Below are 16,792 nucleotides of genomic sequence, written 5' to 3' on the forward strand. Positions count from 1 at the left end.
GAGGATGGCGACGTTGGTTTGAGGTGAGTATAGCAGGCTGATGTCAGGTCGCAGTGAGCAGCTATGGTATGAACAGAGTAAGTTGGGGCGACCGGAATTTCCATGCTGTGTCGCCCCATCGACGTATCAGTACAAGCCTTTCTGTTGAGCCTTTGTGGTCTCTCTTCTCTGTGGTTCTCGCGTTCCTCACGGAGTCAGGTCGACAGTGTGTAAAAATCGACAATGGGGACAGGGATGAATCGCGTGTACCGGTATGGATTTTGTTTGCTGGGGCTGGGCTGGGCAAGCTCGGTGGTAGGGCATGAGTTGGCGCCAGTAGAGGTCACCGGTGCAATGGCGCCTCTTCCTGTGTCCGCTTCACAGGGGCATGTGACGGGGGATGAGCTGCAGATTCGCCCCCTTCTCAGAGCCGGGGAAATCATGGAGGCGGTGCCTGGCATGATTGCCACTCAGCACTCCGGCAACGGTAAGGCCAACCAGTATTTTTTCCGCGGTTTTAATCTGGATCACGGTACGGATTTCCGTACTGAAGTGAACGGAATGCCAGTCAATCTGCCCAGCCATGGTCATGGTCAGGGCTATACCGATGTGAATTTCCTGATACCGGAAGTCATCGATACCGTTGAATATCGCAAAGGGCCCTATTATGCGTCGGTGGGTGATTTCTCCAGCGCAGGCAGTGTGGATATCAGCACGCGCCGTTCGGTGTCCCGTCAGCATGTGAAAGTCACCGGTGGTGAGCATGATTATTACCGGGGGCTTGTCTATGGCGGCAAGCGTTCAGGTGATCACAAGCTGGTTTATGCTGTCGAAGGGCAGACCTTTAATGGGCCATGGCGAGATATCAACGAGGATGTTGAGAAGGTTAACGTCTTGTTGGGCCACGAATGGCACCAGGGTGAATCGCATTATGCGACGACCCTGATGGTTTACGATAATAAGTGGAACAGTGCCGATCAGATTGCCAATCGAGCCGTCCGCTCAGGCCAGATCAGCCGGCTGGGTTCTCTGGATGAGGATGCCGGGGGCGAGTCTCACCGCTACTCCCTGTCATTCCAATGGGACAAACCCGGTCAGCGTGGCTCGATCTACGCCATCGATTACGGGCTCAATCTGTGGTCCAACTTTACCTATTTCCTGGATGATCCCGTCAACGGCGATGAATTCGAGCAGATCGACGACCGCGCTGTGGTGGGTGGTAATGTGGAGTACGACTACCAGTGGTTAACCGCCTTTGCCCCTTTGACGTTGCATTGGGGACTCGAGTGGCGCCACGACCAGATTCGTGATGTGGGATTGTTCAAGAGTGCTGACAGAAATCGGCTGGGGGTGGTGCGCCGGGATCGTGTGGCTCAAACCAGTGCGGCGCTGTTCGGCTCTGTGGTGTACCCCTTTGCAGAGAACTGGCGGGCCACCCTTGGTATGCGCTATGACCATTATTACTTCGATGTGCGCGATCGGGCCGGGGTTAACGTGAATGGGTTCGATTTGTCCGCCAATGGCGGCAATGCGCATGATGGTATCACCAGTCCGAAATTCAGCCTGGCGTGGCTGCCAAATGAGAAAGCCGAGTATTACCTGTCCGCCGGGTACAGTTTCCACAGCAACGATGCCCGTGGCACCACTATCGAGATCGACCCGGTTGCGGGAACCCCTGTCGATCAGGTGGACCCACTGGTGAGAAGCCGTGGTGAGGAGCTGGGTGCCCGGTTCTATCCGAATGATCAATGGCAGGTAACGCTGGCTGCGTGGCAGTTACGGCTGGCTTCCGAACTGCTGTTTGTTGGCGACGCCGGCAATACCGAGGCGAACCGCCGTAGTCTGCGGCGTGGAGCGGAAATGAATGTGGTTTACCGACCCACCCGCAGCTGGGAATTCGATGTGGAATTGGCAACCACTCGAGCGCGATTCCAGGGTGACGAACCCGGTGAAGGCCGCTTTATTGAAGGTGCCCCTGATCGAGTCATGGCAATGGGTGCTCACTATCGAGGTCAACGCTGGTTTGCCGGGTATCGTCTGCGCCATTTCGGCCCGCGACCGCTGGACAGTTTTTCGGACCAGGAATCATCCAGTACCACCATTCAGAATATCAAGCTGGGGATGCAGTGGCCGCGCTGGGAGGTGGCTCTGGAAGTCCTCAACCTGGCTGATGTTGAGCATAACGACATTGATTATTTCTATGCCTCACGACTGGCCGGAGAGCCTGCCGGTGGTGTGGAAGATCGGCATTTCCACCCTATTCTGCCGCGCACCTGGCGGCTCGGTGTAGAGCATCAGTTCTGATTGGTGACACTACGCTCTACCAGGACACATAAAAAACCCCGCCGAAGCGGGGTTTTTTATGTGTCAGCAAGCGTGACGATAGCTGACTCGCGTTACTTTCTCTTCATGGACTCGAAGAATTCCAGGTTGGTCTTGGTATGCTTCATGCGGTCGATGAGGAATTCCATGGCGCCGATTTCGTCCATGGGATGCAGCACCTTGCGCAGGATCCACATCTTCTGCAGTTCATCTTCGCTGACCAAGCGCTCTTCGCGGCGGGTGCCGGACTTGCGGATGTTCATGGCCGGGAAGACGCGCTTCTCTGCTACCTTGCGATCCAGGTGCAGTTCCATGTTGCCGGTACCCTTGAATTCTTCGTAGATCACTTCATCCATTTTGGAGCCGGTGTCTACCAGGGCAGTGGCCAGGATGGTCAGGCTGCCGCCTTCCTCGATATTTCGTGCGGCACCGAAGAAACGCTTGGGCTTTTCCAGGGCATGGGCGTCCACACCACCGGTGAGCACCTTGCCGGAGCTGGGCTGCACGGTGTTATAGGCCCGTGCCAGACGAGTGATGGAGTCGAGCAGGATGACTACGTCCTGCTTGTGCTCTACCAGCCGCTTGGCTTTCTCGATCACCATCTCGGCAACCTGCACGTGACGTGCGGGGGGCTCGTCGAAGGTCGATGCCACCACTTCGCCGCGTACGGTGCGTGACATCTCGGTCACTTCTTCCGGACGCTCGTCAATCAGCAGCACAATCATGTGCGATTCGGGGTTGTTGCGGGCAATGGACTGGGCCACGGTTTGCAGCAGCATGGTCTTGCCGGCTTTTGGCGGTGCCACGATCAGGCCGCGCTGCCCTTTGCCGATCGGCGCCACCAGATCAATCACCCGGCTGGTGATGTCTTCGGTGGAGCCATTGCCTGCTTCCATGACGAAACGTTCCGTGGGGAACAGCGGCGTCAGGTTTTCGAACAGGATCTTGTTCTTGGCGTTTTCCGGCCGGTCAAAGTTGATCTCGTTGACCTTGAGCATGGCGAAATAGCGTTCGCCATCCTTGGGAGGCCGGATCTTGCCGGAAATGGTGTCGCCGGTGCGCAGGTTGAAACGGCGGATCTGGCTGGGAGAAACGTAAATATCGTCCGGTCCGGCCAGGTAAGAGCCCTCTGCGGAACGAAGGAAGCCGAAACCATCCTGCAGAATCTCCAGCACCCCGTCTCCGTAGATATCGGAGCCGTTCTTGGCTGCACGTTTGAGGATGGAAAAGATTACGTCCTGTTTGCGGGTTCTTGCCAGGTTCTCGAGGCCGAGTTCCTTGGCAATGTCCAGAAGTTCTCCAATCGGCTTCTGCTTCAGTTCAGAAAGATTCATTGGCGTCTAGTTTGATGTCTTTGAATGAATTGAGAGGGTGCACCACAGGTGGTGCGGCGGTTGTTTTGATAATCTGGTTGATTCGGAATCTGGCCCGGCAAGCCTATAAAGGGGGCCATCAGGAAAAGGTAACCAGAGGTTCCGAAAGACTTGCTAAGGGGATGCTTGTTGTAAGCTGGTTCTGGAATCTACCACTGGAACAACAGGCTGTCTAGCCTAATTGGCTGCGGTAATGAAACGTAACACCCCCGCCGGGTAGCGGGGGTGCTAGTGGGGGTTGCTGTCTGTCTTAGAGAGTGCTGTCCAGGAATGCGGCCAGCTGGCTCTTGGACAGGGCACCCACCTTGGTGGCTTCCACATTACCGTTCTTGAACACGGTCAGGGTGGGGATGCCGCGAACGCCGTATTTCTTGGGCGTTTCCGGGTTGTCGTCAATGTTGATCTTGGCAATGGTCAGCTTGTCACCGTACTCGCCGGCCAGTTGCTCCAGGATCGGCGCGACCATTTTGCAGGGGCCGCACCAGGGTGCCCAGTAGTCTACCAGCACCGGGCCGTCCGCATTGATGACCTGGGCTTCGAAGTCCGCGTCGGTCACATTGATAATCTCGCCGCTCATTGAATTCTCCTGAGATAGGGGGTTAGCTGGCCCGACGGGCGGGCTGTTGCGATGGTGGATAATATCAGGTCGTGGGTGCCGAATTTCAAGCGAGTGAGTGAATTATCGCGGTAGAGTTTGCCTATGACACCGTAACGCCATGATATTCGGTTAGAATTCGGGGCGTTTTTCAATTCGTTGTCTACCCGTAGATTGGTGCGGAAAGGGCAATGGCCGTTCAGGAAAGGAGTGCATATGGAACATGGCGAGCATCTGGCGGCCATTGACCTGGGGTCGAACAGCTTTCACATGGTAGTGGCCCGGCAGGTCCACGGTGAGGTCCAGATTCTGGATGGTCTGTCCGAGAAGGTGCAGCTGGGAGCCGGGCTGGACCGGGATAACCGGCTGGACGGTGAGACCCAGGAACGGGCGCTGGATTGCCTGGGCCGGTTTGCCCAGCGCATTGCCGGTATTCCTCGCGGCAGCGTGCGGGTGGTGGGGACCAACACCCTGCGCCAGGCCCGCAATGCTCGGGAATTCATCGACCGGGCGGAAGCGGTGCTGGGCCACGACATCGAGATCGTGGCCGGGCGTGAAGAGGCTCGTCTGATTTATCTGGGGGTGGCGCACAGTCTGGCTGATGATGCCGGCCAGCGGCTGGTGGTGGATATCGGTGGCGGCTCCACGGAGCTGATCATCGGCGAGCGTTTCGAATCCACCGAGACGGAATCCCTGCACATGGGCTGCGTCAGTTTTGCTCAGCGCTTCTTTGCCGACGGCAGTATTACCGAAAAGGCCTTTGACCGGGCGGTGACCGCTGCCCGCCAGGAGGTGCTGTCCATCCATGCCAACTATCGACGCCTGGGCTGGCTGCAGGCGGTGGGGGCGTCCGGCACCATCAAGGCCATCAGCCAGGTGTGCGTGGACAACGGCTGGTCAGAAACCGGCATCACCATGGAGGGCCTGAAGAAGGCCCGCAAGAAAGTGATCAAGGCCGGCAAGGTAGAGCAGCTGGACCTGAAGGGGCTGCGCGAGGATCGCAGGGCCATCTTCCCCTCTGGTCTGGCGATTCTCTACGGCATCTTCGAGCAGTTGAGCATTGATCAGATGGAAGTGTCCGGTGGCGCCCTGCGCGAAGGGCTGCTGTATGACCTGCTGGGGCGTTTTGCCCACGAGGACGTGCGTGAGCGCAGTATCCAGTCGCTGATGAGTCGCCATCATGTGGAGCGCACTCAGGCGGAGCGTGTCTGTGACACGGCCACGGGTCTGTATGGTCAGGTGGCCAAAAGCTGGCAACTGGACGATGGCGAGTTGGCGGATACCTTGCGCTGGGGCGCGCTGCTCCACGAGGTGGGGCTGGCCGTTTCCCATAGCCAGTTCCACAAGCACGGCGCCTACCTGGTGACCAACTCGGACTTGCCCGGCTTTTCCCGCCAGGAGCAGCAGGCGGTGGCGGTGCTGGTGCGTGGCCACCGCCGCAAGCTTCCGCTGTCCGCGTTGTCGGAGCTGCCGGACGATGAGCAGCAGGGCCTGTTGCGGTTGTGCCTGGTGCTGCGATTGTCTGCTCGCCTGCACCATGCCCGTTGCGATGAAGTCATTCCCGAGATGGTGCTGAAAGCCGAAGATAATACCTTGTCCCTGCAGTTTCCGGCGCACTGGCTCGAAGAGCATCCGCTGACACTGGCTGATCTGGAACAGGAACAGGATTATTTTCGTGCTGGCGGCTATGAGCTTAGGTTGGTTGATAATTGAGAAGGGATAATTGATAACGGCGCGGATTGGCGTTGCTGTTGTCTTTAAACGCAAAAGGCCGCGTCCAAGCGATTGGGCGCGGCCTTTTGCGTTTCAGGGCTTGATGCCCTTTCCCACGAGTTATCAATTATCCATTAAAAACTCAGTTTCCGCCCAGGGTTTCCAGCAAGGTCTGCTGGGCAATAAACGCGGTTTCGCCCTCCTGGGGCTGTGCGCGCAGATAGCGGCCATCGGGCTGCAGTACCCAGGCACGGCTGTTGTCGCGCAGATAGTAATGCAGTCCCTGCTCAATCACCTGTGCCTTGAGCACCGGGTCATTGACCGGGAAGCAGGTTTCCACCCGGTTGAACAGGTTGCGATCCATCCAGTCGGCGCTGGAGCCATACACCAGATCTTCACCGCCGTGATGGAAGTGGTAAATGCGGGTATGTTCCAGGAAGCGGCCGATCACCGAGCGCACCCGGATATTCTCGGATAGCCCCGGTACCCCGGGTTTCAGGCAGCAGATCCCGCGTACGATCAGATCAATCTCCACGCCCGCCTGACTGGCCCGGTACAAGGCCTGGATGATCTTCTCTTCGGTGAGGGAATTGAATTTGGCAATAATCCGCGCCGTGTTGCCGGCGGTGGCCTGCTGCGTTTCAAAGTCGATCCATTCAATCAGCGACGGGTGCAGGGTAAAGGGCGAATGCTTTAGCTGCTTTAGCCGCGCCGCCTTGCCCATGCCGGTGAGCTCCTGGAAGATCTTGTGCACGTCCTGGCAGATACCTTTCTCGCAGGTCATCAGGCCGTAATCGGTATACAGCTTGGTGGTCTTGGTGTGGTAGTTACCGGTGCCCAGATGCACGTAGCGTTTGATGCCATCGCCTTCGCGGCGCACTACCAGCAGCATCTTGGCGTGGGTCTTGTAGCCCACCACCCCGTACACCACGATGGCGCCGGCTTCCTGCAGGCGCCGGGCCCCTTCGATATTGGATTCCTCGTCGAAGCGCGCACGCAGCTCCACGATGGCGGTGACTTCCTTGCCATTCCGGGCGGCGGTTTCCAGATGATCGAGGATTTCTGACTTGGTGCCGGTACGGTACAGGGTCTGCTTGATGGCCAGGACCTTGGGGTCGCGGGCCGCTTCCGCCAGCAGACTGACCACTGGCTGGAAGGATTCATAGGGGTGATGCAGCAGAATGTCGCCCTGATCCATGGCGTCGAAAATGGTTTCGGCTTTTTTCACTGCCGGCGCCAGCTTCGGGGTGTAAGGCGGGTAGTGCAGGCGCGGGCGGTTCACGCTGGTGAACATGCGCGCCAGGTTCACCGGGCCATTCACTTCGTACAGATCGATCTCGGTGAGTTCGAACTGCTCCAGCAAATAATCGGTCAGGTGACGCGGGCAGTTGTCCGCCACTTCCAGGCGCACCTCGTCACCATAACGCCGTGACAGCAGCTGGCCTTTCAGTGCGCTGGCCAGGTCTTCCACGTCCTCGTCCACTTCCATGTCCGCGTTACGGGTGACCCGGAACTGGTAGCAGCCGGTGGCTTTCATACCCGGGAACAGGTCCGATACATGGGCATGGATCATGGATGACAGGAACACGAAGTTGTCGTCGCCGCTTTCGCTGATCTCGTCAGGAATACGGATCAGCCGGGGCAGAGAGCGGGGTGCGGGCACAATGGCCAGACCGGTGGAACGGCCAAAGGCATCTTTGCCGTCCAGCGATACGATAAAGTTCAGGCTCTTGTTCACAAGCCGCGGGAAGGGGTGTGACGGGTCCAGGGCAATGGGGGTAAGCACCGGATAGATCTGTTCGCGAAAATATTTTTTCACCCATTCAATCTGTGCTTCGGTCCAGTCTTCGCGACGCAGAAAGTCCACGCCTTCCTCGCGCAGGGCCGGCAGAAGAATGTTGTTGAGAATGTGATACTGACGGTCCACCGCCTCGTGGGTCGTGCGGCTGATTTCCTTCAGGATTTCCTCGGCCAGCATGCCGTCGGGGCCCGGCTGGCCGGTGTGGGTTTCCAGCTTGTTTTTCAGGCCGGCCACACGGATCTCGAAAAATTCATCCATGTTGCTGGAAAAAATCAGCAGAAAGTTCAGCCGTTCCATCAAGGGATGGCTGTCGTCCATGGCCTGTTCCAGCACCCGCAGGTTGAACTGCAACAGGCTCAGTTCCCGGTTGAAATAGTAGTCCGGGTTGTTGAGGTCGATGGCGCTGTGTTCGCTGGCAATGTCATTCATTGGCGTCGTCCTGACCGGGCCGTTTGCAAAGACCCTATTGCATGACATTAATGTGACACGGTAATGACAGGTGCAAAATGATTTTGTGTTAACGGGCTTTTCAGCAGCCTGTTAAGCAGGATAGCGCGCGGATCGGGGAGGCGGGAAGTGGAGATGAAATAATAAAGCCGCCCGCAGGCGGCTTTATGGATACTCAGCCCTGGAAGATCCAGGATTGCTGGATTATGTCCAGCTCCTGCATCTCCTGTTCGGTTGGGGCGCGGCCTTCAGCAGCGGCCAGGCTCGACAGGCTCAGGGTGGCGATCAGTATCAGTGTACGCATTACAGTTATCCTCGGGTCAGGGACCCAGTCATCAGAATCAGCAGAAAACGGTGAAATTCTAACCGTTTCCTCATATAAGCCATTGGCTGTTCCTGCCGGGATTCACGGCTCCGGGGGCCATCCCGGGAATCGGGCTGGCTTGTCTGTGAGGATAAAGCAATATAAAGTGTAAATACACTAAATGGTAATCATGGCACAGCAAGGCGCATTTGGGTTGCTTTTGAGTGTATATACATTAAAGGAGAAGGGTTATGTTGCTATCCGTTTTTCAAACCTTGATGGCTGGCTATAGTCGGCTGCTGCCAGGCAGCGCCAGTGATACGGCACTGCATCTGTTGACTACGCCCCGGGTGTCCAGGGGGCCATTGTCGTTCCGCACATCAGAGCCGGATCTGACTGTTTCGCTGGGTGAGCGGGCGCAACTGGCGATATGGCAGGGTGGCGACGAGGCCGCGCTGTTTGTGCATGGGTGGTCCGGCCGGGCCACACAGATGTTGCCCTTCATCGATGCAGTGAATGGCAACCGATATACCCGCTACGCCCTGATTTTACCGGGGCATGGAGAGCAGGCGGATGGGCCGGCCCATGTGGGGGATTTCATTGCCGCGATTCGTCTGGCGCTGGATTTTATCGGTGGTCCTGTATCCGTTGCGCTGGGGCATTCCATGGGTGCCGGGGCCCTGGCCCACGTGGCCACACAGGAAAGCCGTATCGGGAGGCTGGTGCTGATTGCCGGACCGGCGGAATTTCGCGGCATGGTCAATAATTTCGCTTTGTTTCTGCATCTGGGTGAGCGGGCACGACTCCAGCTTCTACAGAAAATGGCCGCCCGGGTGGGGATTGGTTTCGATGCACTGAATATAGCGCGGTTGGGCAAGCAGATTCGTGGCCCGGTATTGCTGATCCATGATACCGGTGACAGGGAGATTCCTTTTGCGGAGGGGCTGCGTCTGCAACAAGCCATTCCAGAGGCTACGCTGCATCAAACGCAAGGGTTGGGTCATCGCAAAGTGCTCAGGGATGCGGCGGTGATCGATACCGTTAAAGCGTTTTCGGATTCGCCCCTGCCTTCTCAAGCGCCGCTTAAAGCTCTTGCTTGACCCGGGTACTGAAGCGATGAAGTTGACTGGCCATATTGTCCCACTCCTCTTTGCCGACCAGTGACTCGAAAGCGTTCTGGGCTTCCTGCCAGCGTATCAGTGCCCGCTGGTAGAGAGCCTCGCCATCGGCAGTGAGCGACAGACCCAGTGAGCGTTTGTTGCCTGTGGGCTCGGATTCCACCAGCCCTTTCTCGATCAGTTTGTCCACGGTGCGCTGCAGGGAGGTACGCTCCATGCCCAGCCATTCGGATAACTGAAAAATGGATTCCGGCGGTTGTGCCTTGATGGCATTGAGGATGGAAAACTGGGTAATGCGCAGGCCGGTATCTGCCAGCTTGTTGTTGTAGAGGCGGGTGACCAGACGTGACAGCACCCGGGAATGCAGGGCGGCGCAATGGCGACCCACTTCCAGGGGGGCGAGGGTGTCGGTCTTGTCTTGGCCCATTGGAGCGCTCCGCTAATGTATTGGTGTATATGCATTATAGGATGCGGGCCGGTGCCCCTGTCCAGCGCATGCTGTGGGGTATTGCGTTCAATGGAGCGAATGCGCCGGACAGGGTTTCTCAGATCAGCCTTTCAGTTTCTGCGCAGCCGCCTTGGCAAAGTAGGTGAGGATGCCGTCGGCGCCGGCACGTTTAAAGGCCAGCAGGGATTCCATTATTACCTTGTCCTGGTCCAGCCAGCCATTCTGGAAGGCGGCCATGTGCATGGCGTATTCACCGCTTACTTGATAAGCGTAGACCGGCACCTTGAATTCGTCTTTTACCCGGCGCACCACGTCCAGGTAGGGCATGCCGGGTTTTACCATCACCATGTCGGCGCCTTCGGCCAGGTCCAGGGCGATTTCGTGCAGGGCCTCGTCACTGTTGGCCGGGTCCATCTGGTAGGTGGTCTTGTCCGCCTTGCCCAGGTTGCCGGCGGAGCCCACGGCGTCACGGAACGGTCCGTAGTAGGCGCTGGCGTACTTGGCGGAGTAGGCCATGATGCGGGTGTGGATATGGCCGTTCGCTTCCAGAGCGTCGCGGATGGCGCCGATGCGGCCGTCCATCATGTCCGAGGGGGCGATCACGTCGGCGCCGGCTTCCGCCTGGGACAGGGCCTGTTTGACCAGTGCGTCCACGGTGTCATCGTTGAGCACGTAGCCATTGTCGTCGATGATGCCGTCCTGACCGTGGGTGGTGAACGGGTCCAAGGCGCCATCGGTGATCACCCCCATTTCCGGCACTGCCGCCTTGATGGCGCGTACCGCCCGCTGGGCAAGGCCGTCCGGGTTCCAGGCTTCCTTGCCGTCCAGGGTTTTTACATCGGCGGGGGTCACCGGAAAAAGGGCCATGGCGGGGACTCCCAGCCTGGCCAGTTCCTCGGCTTCTTTGACCAGCAGATCCACACTCATGCGTTCCACGCCGGGCATGGAAGCCACCGTCTCGGTCTGATTTTTGCCTTCCAGCACAAACACCGGATAGATCAGATCGTCCACGGTGAGGGTGTTTTCGCGCATCAACCGGCGGGAGAAGTCGTCGCGGCGCATGCGGCGCAGACGGGTGGCGGGCCAGGGGGCGCGGGTGACAGACATGGGGCGGAGTCCTCTAGTAACATGGGGCGCCCGACGCAGGTGTAGCAGTATCCTGCATCGGGCGGAATGACGAGAGTTTAGCAAGAGCGGTAGACGATGGAAAAACAGCCGGCCTTTCACCTGGCCTTTATGGTGAATGACCTGAAAGAAGCGGCAGACTTTTACTGCCGGGTGTTGGGTGGCCGCCGGGGGCGGGATGCCCCTAACTGGGTGGATATTGATCTGCATGGCCATCAGCTTTCCCTGCACAAAGGTGAGGATCTGACTCCGATCCAGGGCTACAGTGAGGTGGATGGCCATCCGGTGCCCATGCCGCACTTTGGCGTGGTGCTGGATTTCGCCCGCTGGGAAACCCTGGTGGAGCGCATTTACGACAATGACTGGCCGTTCCTGCTCAAGCCCCGTGAGCGTTTTGTGGGGCAGCCCGCCGAGCAGGGCACGTTTTTTGTGCAGGACCCCACCGGTAATACGCTGGAGTTCAAGGGACTGCGCGAGATCGATCGTATCTTCGAGGTGTAATCATCATGGGCCGCTGGCGACCAAAAGGCATTCCTGCTTCCAAGTACATCACCGCCGAAGGCTACAAGAAGCTCAACGATGAGCTGCAATACCTGTGGAAGGAAAAGCGCCCGGCAGTGACCCAGTCGGTGCAGGAGGCCGCCGCCCAGGGGGACCGGTCCGAGAATGCCGAATACATCTACGGCAAGAAGCAGTTGCGCGAGATCGACGGGCGGGTACGTTTTCTGAGCAAGCGTCTGGATGACATGACCGTCGTGGAGCGTTTGCCGGAAGATCAGAGCAAGGTGTTCTTCGGTGCCTGGGTGGAGCTGGAGAACGAGGACGGTGACACCGAAACCTACCGTCTGGTGGGGCCGGACGAAACCGATGCCAAGAGACATTACATCAGCATCGATGCGCCACTGGCACGGGCCTTGCTGAAGAAACAGGTGGATGATGAGGTGGTGGTAGACACCCCCGCCGGCGAGCGTTGCCTGTTCATCAGTCGCATCTGGTATGAGCAGGGCGAGAGGCGTTGAGCGAACCCTTGCCGATCGGTGTTGTCTGTTCATCACTGCTAACAACATGATAATCGAAGGCTTATAGCCCATGAGCGCCAATCGCCGTATCTGGTTCTTTATCCGCAAGTCCCTGCTGGGTGGCCTGACCATTCTGTTGCCCATTTCCATCATCGTGTTTTTCTTCCGCTGGATTTACCAGACGGTGACGGAAATGATCGCGCCGTTTACCACGGTATTTATCCGTGCCTTTGAGCTACCCAAATTCGTGGCCGACTGGTTGTCGGTGCTGGCGGTCCTGGTGCTGTGTTTTCTGGTCGGCACCCTGGTGGCCACCCGGGTGGGTAGCTGGCTGTGGCATCAGTGGGAAGAGAACGTGATGACCCGGTTGCCGGGTTACAAGACGGTGAAAGAAGTGATCGGCCAGCTAATGGGCAGCAACAGCGACAGCCCGTTCAGTCGTGGAGAGGTGGCAAGGGTGTGGCTGTATGGCAGAGACACTGATGTGTCGGTGACTGCGCTGGTGACCTCCCGCCATGCGGATGGCCATGTCACCCTCTTCGTTCCCACCGGCCCCAATCCCACCAGCGGGTTTATCTATCATGTAGACCAGAATCTGGTGGAGCTGCACCCGGAAATCGGCGTGGAGAGCATGATGAAAACCGTGGTGTCATGCGGCGCAGGCACGGCGGCGTTGTTCAAGACCGACAAGGCATAAGAGCTACGAGCTACGAGCTACGAGCTACGAGCTACGAGCTACGAGCTACGAGCTACGAGCTACGCTCGTTGGATAGGAAAAGGGTGGAAAGTTCCTCGGACCTCGGTATCTCTACGAAGCCGCTGTAGGAACGGAGCGCAGCGGAGTAACGCACGTAGTTCCGTGCGGCCCGAAGGGTGAGCGAAGCGAATAACCTATGCTTGCATGGCGAACCGCGCTTGCGCGGAAATCGCCCGTAGGGCGATCAGGAATCTCCGCGCTCGACAGGTCTATCCAAATCTACCACCTCCGATGCCCCCACAACCTCATTCGCATGTCGCAGACCCCCTTGGGGGCAGGCATGGCTCCAACGGGGAAGGGGGAATTCAGCCTCTCGCCGCCACCGACTTCTCCCCTAGCGCCGCCTTCATGAAATCGCGCATGGCTTTCAGATAGAGCCCCTGATCCAGATGCAGCAGATGATTGCCGGGGAACCAGTGCAGATCGCAATTCCCCCAGTGCTGGTGCAGCAGATGGCTGTGCTTGGGTGGCGCAAAGCGGTCGCCGGCACCACCAATGATCATGCGCCCGGCCTGGGGCACCTTGCAGGGCCAGGTGAGAGGCGAATGCAGGGCGGTGACTTCCCGCAGTCCCTGCAGGTCGGTGCCGTAGACCTTCTTCAGCAAGCCCACCTGCAGATTGATCGGGAACCAGCTCTGCATCAGGTCCATGATGCTGACCAGCGGCACATTGGGAATGGCGAAGGCCAGATCATCTTCCAGCGCAGCCAGTAACCCGGTGGTGTAACCGCCCAGAGAAATGCCGGTGGCGCCCATGGCCGGGGTGCCCTGTTCGCGTAAATAGTCCATGAAGAGACGCAGGTCATGGATGGCGTGAGCAAAGGTTTCGTTAAGCAGCGCCATACCCTGGCTGAAAAATTCCGCTCCACTGAAGGGCGCGAAGCGGCCTTTGCGCCGCCCGTGGAAGGGCAGGGTATAAAGCAGCACATCAAACCCCTGCTTGTAGAACCAGGGCAAGGCCAACCAGCGCGTGTTGAGCCAGTAAGGGTCGGCGACAAAGCCGTGGATCATGATCAGCGTCGGGCGCGGTTCGCCGTGGTGACGCCAGTGCTGGGCCCAGGCGGTGCGGTTGCGGCGATGGCCCAGGTAACGGTCACGCAGCGCCGGGTTCTTGGGCTCGAAGGGCGAACGAAAACGCAGGGTATGGGCGTCGCCATCCTCCGGTTGAAAGTGATAGGGGGCCACCGGAATACGTTCAATATTTGCCGTCTGTGTAGGCCGGGAGAAGAACGTATTGGGATCCTCTTCCTGAAGAAAGGGGCGATAAAAATCCACCAGTGCCCGTTCTTCCCTCTGCCGCGAGATATTCAGTGTGGCGGGCAGGGCCGCAGCGCCGGCCATGCTGGCCAGGCCGGTACGCGCCAGGGTGTCGATGCTGGCGGTGTAGTCGATTCGCCAGCGGGTATCATTATCCGCGAGAAAATGATCCGGCAGCGCATGAAAGTTACCCGGCAGAGTCTGCCACCAGGGCTGGGCAAGCCGGGGCAGATCCTCGTCACAATAGTCGTCCGGATGGATGCGGGGCAGTTCTGTCATTACCGTCTCACTGTCACTGTGAACTATTCAGTTAACGCCGCTGCTGCGCTGGCAGCAATGACCAAAACAGTCAGGCGGTGCGGATAAACTCGACCACACTTTTCAGATCCCGATTTGCCTCCGGCAGGAAGGGCACCATGATCGGCCAGACATGGAACAGGCCGGGGCGCTCAATCCATTTCACCCGGACACCGGCCTGTTCTGCTGCCTTGCGGACTTGCTTGCCATCCGGGTAAAGCACTTCGTCGGTGCTGGCGGTAATCAGCAGCGGACAGACACCGCTGTAGTCACCCAGACAGGGCGACGCGTAGGGGTGCTTGCGATCTTCCTGATTGGGTAGATAGACATCAATCACGGTGCGGATAATGTCCGCCGACAGCATGGCGTCGCTGGGGTCCAGCGCGGCCATTACCTTGTCATCCGGGAAGGCATTGCTGGCCGGCGAAAACAGTACTGCGCAGCGTGGCTGGGGCAGGCCCTTGTCACGGATATGCAGCAGGGTGGCCAGGGTCAGGCCGCCGCCGGCGGAGTCGCCGGCAATCACGATATCGCTGGGATTCTTACCCTTGGCCAACAGGTATTCGTAGGCTTCCATCACCCGGTTCACGGCTGCCGGAAAAGGGTGCTCGGGCGCGAATGGATAAAGGGGCAGATAGACTTCGCCATGTAGCTGTTTTGCCAGGCGCCCGGCCAGGTTGTGATAGGTCTTTGTGACCCCGCCAATATAGGCGCCGCCATGCAGATACAGCACCGTGGTGGACGGGTTGCTGACACTCAGGTGGTCACCTTCGAACTGCGGTTCGCGGATCTGGTTGAGTGTCACTTTTCGGGGCAGCAGGGTGAGAACCGGGGTGTCATTGAACACCTTGCGCAGGTGACGGACCAGTTGCTGCTCGTTGAGGCCGTGACGTTTGATCGTGCGGCGGGTCACCGCCTTGATGATTTTTGCCTGAATGCTCATGGGACGTTCCGTATTGATTATTCTTTTACCCACTACCTTACTGTTTGTGCCCGTCCAGTAGCAGGGATGATCGGGTCAGAAAGCGCGGGCGTCAGGCCCGACGCTTATCCTGGTCCGTAAATAACGGGTTGTGCTCGCCCAGTGATGGGCTCTCACCGTCGCGGGTCTGTGCGCCCACAAAGCGGATGGGGGAGCGCAGCACCGGTCCTTTCTGGCTGTCGGTTACCAGGCCTCTTGCTTGCACCTGTTCATTGGCCAGGGCTTCTTCCAGGGTGAGGATCCCGGAGACGCAGGTATCCTTGTGGGCCAGCCGGGCGTCCCATTGATCGCGGGTGCGGGTCAGCAGGATCAATTGGATGGCCCAGCGCACCGGTATCATCAGGCGTCGCAGTTTTTTCGGGTCTGCGGCCAGGCGGGTCAATGCATCGTTGCCGCTACCGGCGGGCTTGGGTTTGTCGGCGGTTGAGCTGGAAGCGTTGCCAGTTTTTTTCTTTTTCTTCTTCCACAGAAAGGCTGGCGTAATTTCCTTCAGGAATGCCATGAAGAACTTCGGTTCCAGGGAGCCCACCGCCAGGTACTTGCCATCGCGACAGCGGTACACGTTGTAGTTGGCCAGGGCGCCGGTGAGCATGTCCTTGCCGCGGGGCTGGCTGCTACCATGCTGATGATGGGTGGCCAGCGCCATGCTCTGCAGGGCCAGGGCGCCATCCAGCATGGCCACGTCCACCCAGCACCCTTCGCCACTCTGCCGTGCCCCCATGACGGCGGCGAGAATACCAATGGTGCAATTCTGGGCGCCGCCAGCCAGGTCAGCGATCTGCACGTTGGACATGGCCGGGCGCTTGCCGGCCAGCCCGGTCTGATCCAGCACCCCGGCATAGCCCAGGTAGTTCAAATCATGGCCCGGGCGATCCGCATAAGGGCCGGTCTGGCCATAACCTGTGAGGGAGGCATACACCAGTCTGGGGTTAATGGCCTTGAGGGTGTCGTAGCCACAGCCCAGCTTGTCCATGACCCCGGGGCGAAACGATTCCAGCACCACATCGGCGGTTTCCACCAATTGTTTGAAGCGAGCCACGTCTTCTGCCTGGCGCAAGTCCAGGGTCAGGGACTGCTTGCCCCGGTTAACGATATCGAACAGCTCTGGGGATAGTTCGCGGGCATAATCGCCGCCATCCGGTTCCTCAATCTTGATCACGTCGGCGCCCAGTTGGGCCAGAGAGAGGGAGCAGAAAGGGCCGGGTAACAGACGGGAAAGGTCAAGGACCTTCAGGCCGTCGAGCAATGGGTTCATG

15 protein-coding genes are annotated in these 16,792 nt (G+C 58.6%); 6 read left to right on the forward strand and 9 right to left on the reverse strand.

Annotated elements, in window-relative coordinates:
• Window positions 1-234 precede the first annotated feature (234 nt).
• Window positions 235-2,283 carry a TonB-dependent receptor gene (locus ACMG4M_RS03035; RefSeq protein WP_414430700.1) on the forward strand — a complete coding sequence of 683 codons (2,049 nt, stop codon included), beginning with the start codon at window positions 235-237 and terminating at the stop codon, window positions 2,281-2,283.
• A 92-nt stretch (window positions 2,284-2,375) separates the two neighbouring features.
• On the opposite strand, the gene rho is transcribed toward ACMG4M_RS03035, so the two are convergent.
• Together rho and trxA are read right to left on the reverse strand one after the other, a co-directional pair.
• Window positions 2,376-3,635: a transcription termination factor Rho gene (rho, locus tag ACMG4M_RS03040; protein WP_035248298.1), complete on the reverse strand. Its 1,260-nt coding sequence runs from the start codon at window positions 3,633-3,635 to the stop codon at window positions 2,376-2,378.
• 289 nt (window positions 3,636-3,924) lie between these two features.
• The gene (gene trxA / locus ACMG4M_RS03045; RefSeq protein WP_035248300.1) at window positions 3,925-4,251 is read right to left on the reverse strand and encodes a thioredoxin TrxA; all 327 of its coding nucleotides are present in this window, start codon (window positions 4,249-4,251) and stop codon (window positions 3,925-3,927) included.
• Between the two features lie 234 nt (window positions 4,252-4,485).
• On the opposite strand from trxA, the gene ppx reads away from it, so the two are divergent.
• A complete protein-coding gene (gene ppx, locus ACMG4M_RS03050) occupies window positions 4,486-5,982 on the forward strand; it encodes an exopolyphosphatase (RefSeq protein ID WP_414430701.1) in 1,497 nt (498 codons plus the stop codon).
• Between the two features lie 142 nt (window positions 5,983-6,124).
• On the opposite strand, the gene ppk1 is transcribed toward ppx, so the two are convergent.
• Complete coding sequence (gene ppk1 / locus ACMG4M_RS03055) at window positions 6,125-8,212, reverse strand: polyphosphate kinase 1 (RefSeq protein WP_414430702.1); 2,088 nt, start codon at window positions 8,210-8,212, stop codon at window positions 6,125-6,127.
• Between the two features lie 193 nt (window positions 8,213-8,405).
• Window positions 8,406-8,534 (reverse strand): hypothetical protein, encoded by a 129-nt coding sequence (locus ACMG4M_RS03060; protein WP_269530045.1) that lies wholly within the window; start codon window positions 8,532-8,534, stop codon window positions 8,406-8,408.
• Between the two features lie 251 nt (window positions 8,535-8,785).
• Between ACMG4M_RS03060 and ACMG4M_RS03065 the strand changes: the two genes are divergently transcribed.
• Window positions 8,786-9,634: an alpha/beta fold hydrolase gene (locus tag ACMG4M_RS03065; protein ID WP_414430703.1), complete on the forward strand. Its 849-nt coding sequence runs from the start codon at window positions 8,786-8,788 to the stop codon at window positions 9,632-9,634.
• Here the strand turns inward: ACMG4M_RS03065 and ACMG4M_RS03070 are convergent.
• Window positions 9,618-10,079, reverse strand: coding sequence for a MarR family winged helix-turn-helix transcriptional regulator (locus tag ACMG4M_RS03070; protein ID WP_272963176.1), 462 nt, complete (start codon window positions 10,077-10,079; stop codon window positions 9,618-9,620). The two genes, ACMG4M_RS03065 and ACMG4M_RS03070, sit on opposite strands and share 17 nt — an antisense overlap.
• A gap of 123 nt (window positions 10,080-10,202) precedes the next feature.
• Window positions 10,203-11,207, reverse strand: coding sequence for a porphobilinogen synthase (gene hemB, locus ACMG4M_RS03075; RefSeq protein WP_414430704.1), 1,005 nt, complete (start codon window positions 11,205-11,207; stop codon window positions 10,203-10,205).
• Between the two features lie 96 nt (window positions 11,208-11,303).
• Between hemB and ACMG4M_RS03080 the strand changes: the two genes are divergently transcribed.
• The 3 genes from ACMG4M_RS03080 to ACMG4M_RS03090 all read left to right on the forward strand — a co-directional run bounded on the left by ACMG4M_RS03080 (window position 11,304) and on the right by ACMG4M_RS03090 (window position 12,941).
• Window positions 11,304-11,726 (forward strand): VOC family protein, encoded by a 423-nt coding sequence (locus tag ACMG4M_RS03080; RefSeq protein WP_414430705.1) that lies wholly within the window; start codon window positions 11,304-11,306, stop codon window positions 11,724-11,726.
• A gap of 5 nt (window positions 11,727-11,731) precedes the next feature.
• Window positions 11,732-12,244, forward strand: coding sequence for a transcription elongation factor GreB (gene greB, locus ACMG4M_RS03085; RefSeq protein ID WP_414430706.1), 513 nt, complete (start codon window positions 11,732-11,734; stop codon window positions 12,242-12,244).
• A gap of 70 nt (window positions 12,245-12,314) precedes the next feature.
• Window positions 12,315-12,941, forward strand: a complete 627-nt coding sequence (locus tag ACMG4M_RS03090) for a DUF502 domain-containing protein (protein ID WP_035248310.1) — start codon at window positions 12,315-12,317, stop codon at window positions 12,939-12,941.
• 365 nt (window positions 12,942-13,306) lie between these two features.
• On the opposite strand, the gene ACMG4M_RS03095 is transcribed toward ACMG4M_RS03090, so the two are convergent.
• From ACMG4M_RS03095 to ACMG4M_RS03105, 3 genes are all read right to left on the reverse strand, one after another.
• Window positions 13,307-14,536: an alpha/beta hydrolase family protein gene (locus tag ACMG4M_RS03095; protein WP_414430707.1), complete on the reverse strand. Its 1,230-nt coding sequence runs from the start codon at window positions 14,534-14,536 to the stop codon at window positions 13,307-13,309.
• A 70-nt stretch (window positions 14,537-14,606) separates the two neighbouring features.
• Complete coding sequence (locus ACMG4M_RS03100) at window positions 14,607-15,497, reverse strand: alpha/beta hydrolase (protein WP_035248315.1); 891 nt, start codon at window positions 15,495-15,497, stop codon at window positions 14,607-14,609.
• A gap of 91 nt (window positions 15,498-15,588) precedes the next feature.
• Window positions 15,589-16,791, reverse strand: coding sequence for a CaiB/BaiF CoA transferase family protein (locus ACMG4M_RS03105; protein ID WP_035248317.1), 1,203 nt, complete (start codon window positions 16,789-16,791; stop codon window positions 15,589-15,591).
• Window position 16,792: the final 1 nt, after the last annotated feature.

The organism is Alcanivorax sp. IL3, assembly GCF_047495465.1.
GTDB lineage: Bacteria > Pseudomonadota > Gammaproteobacteria > Pseudomonadales > Alcanivoracaceae > Alcanivorax > Alcanivorax jadensis.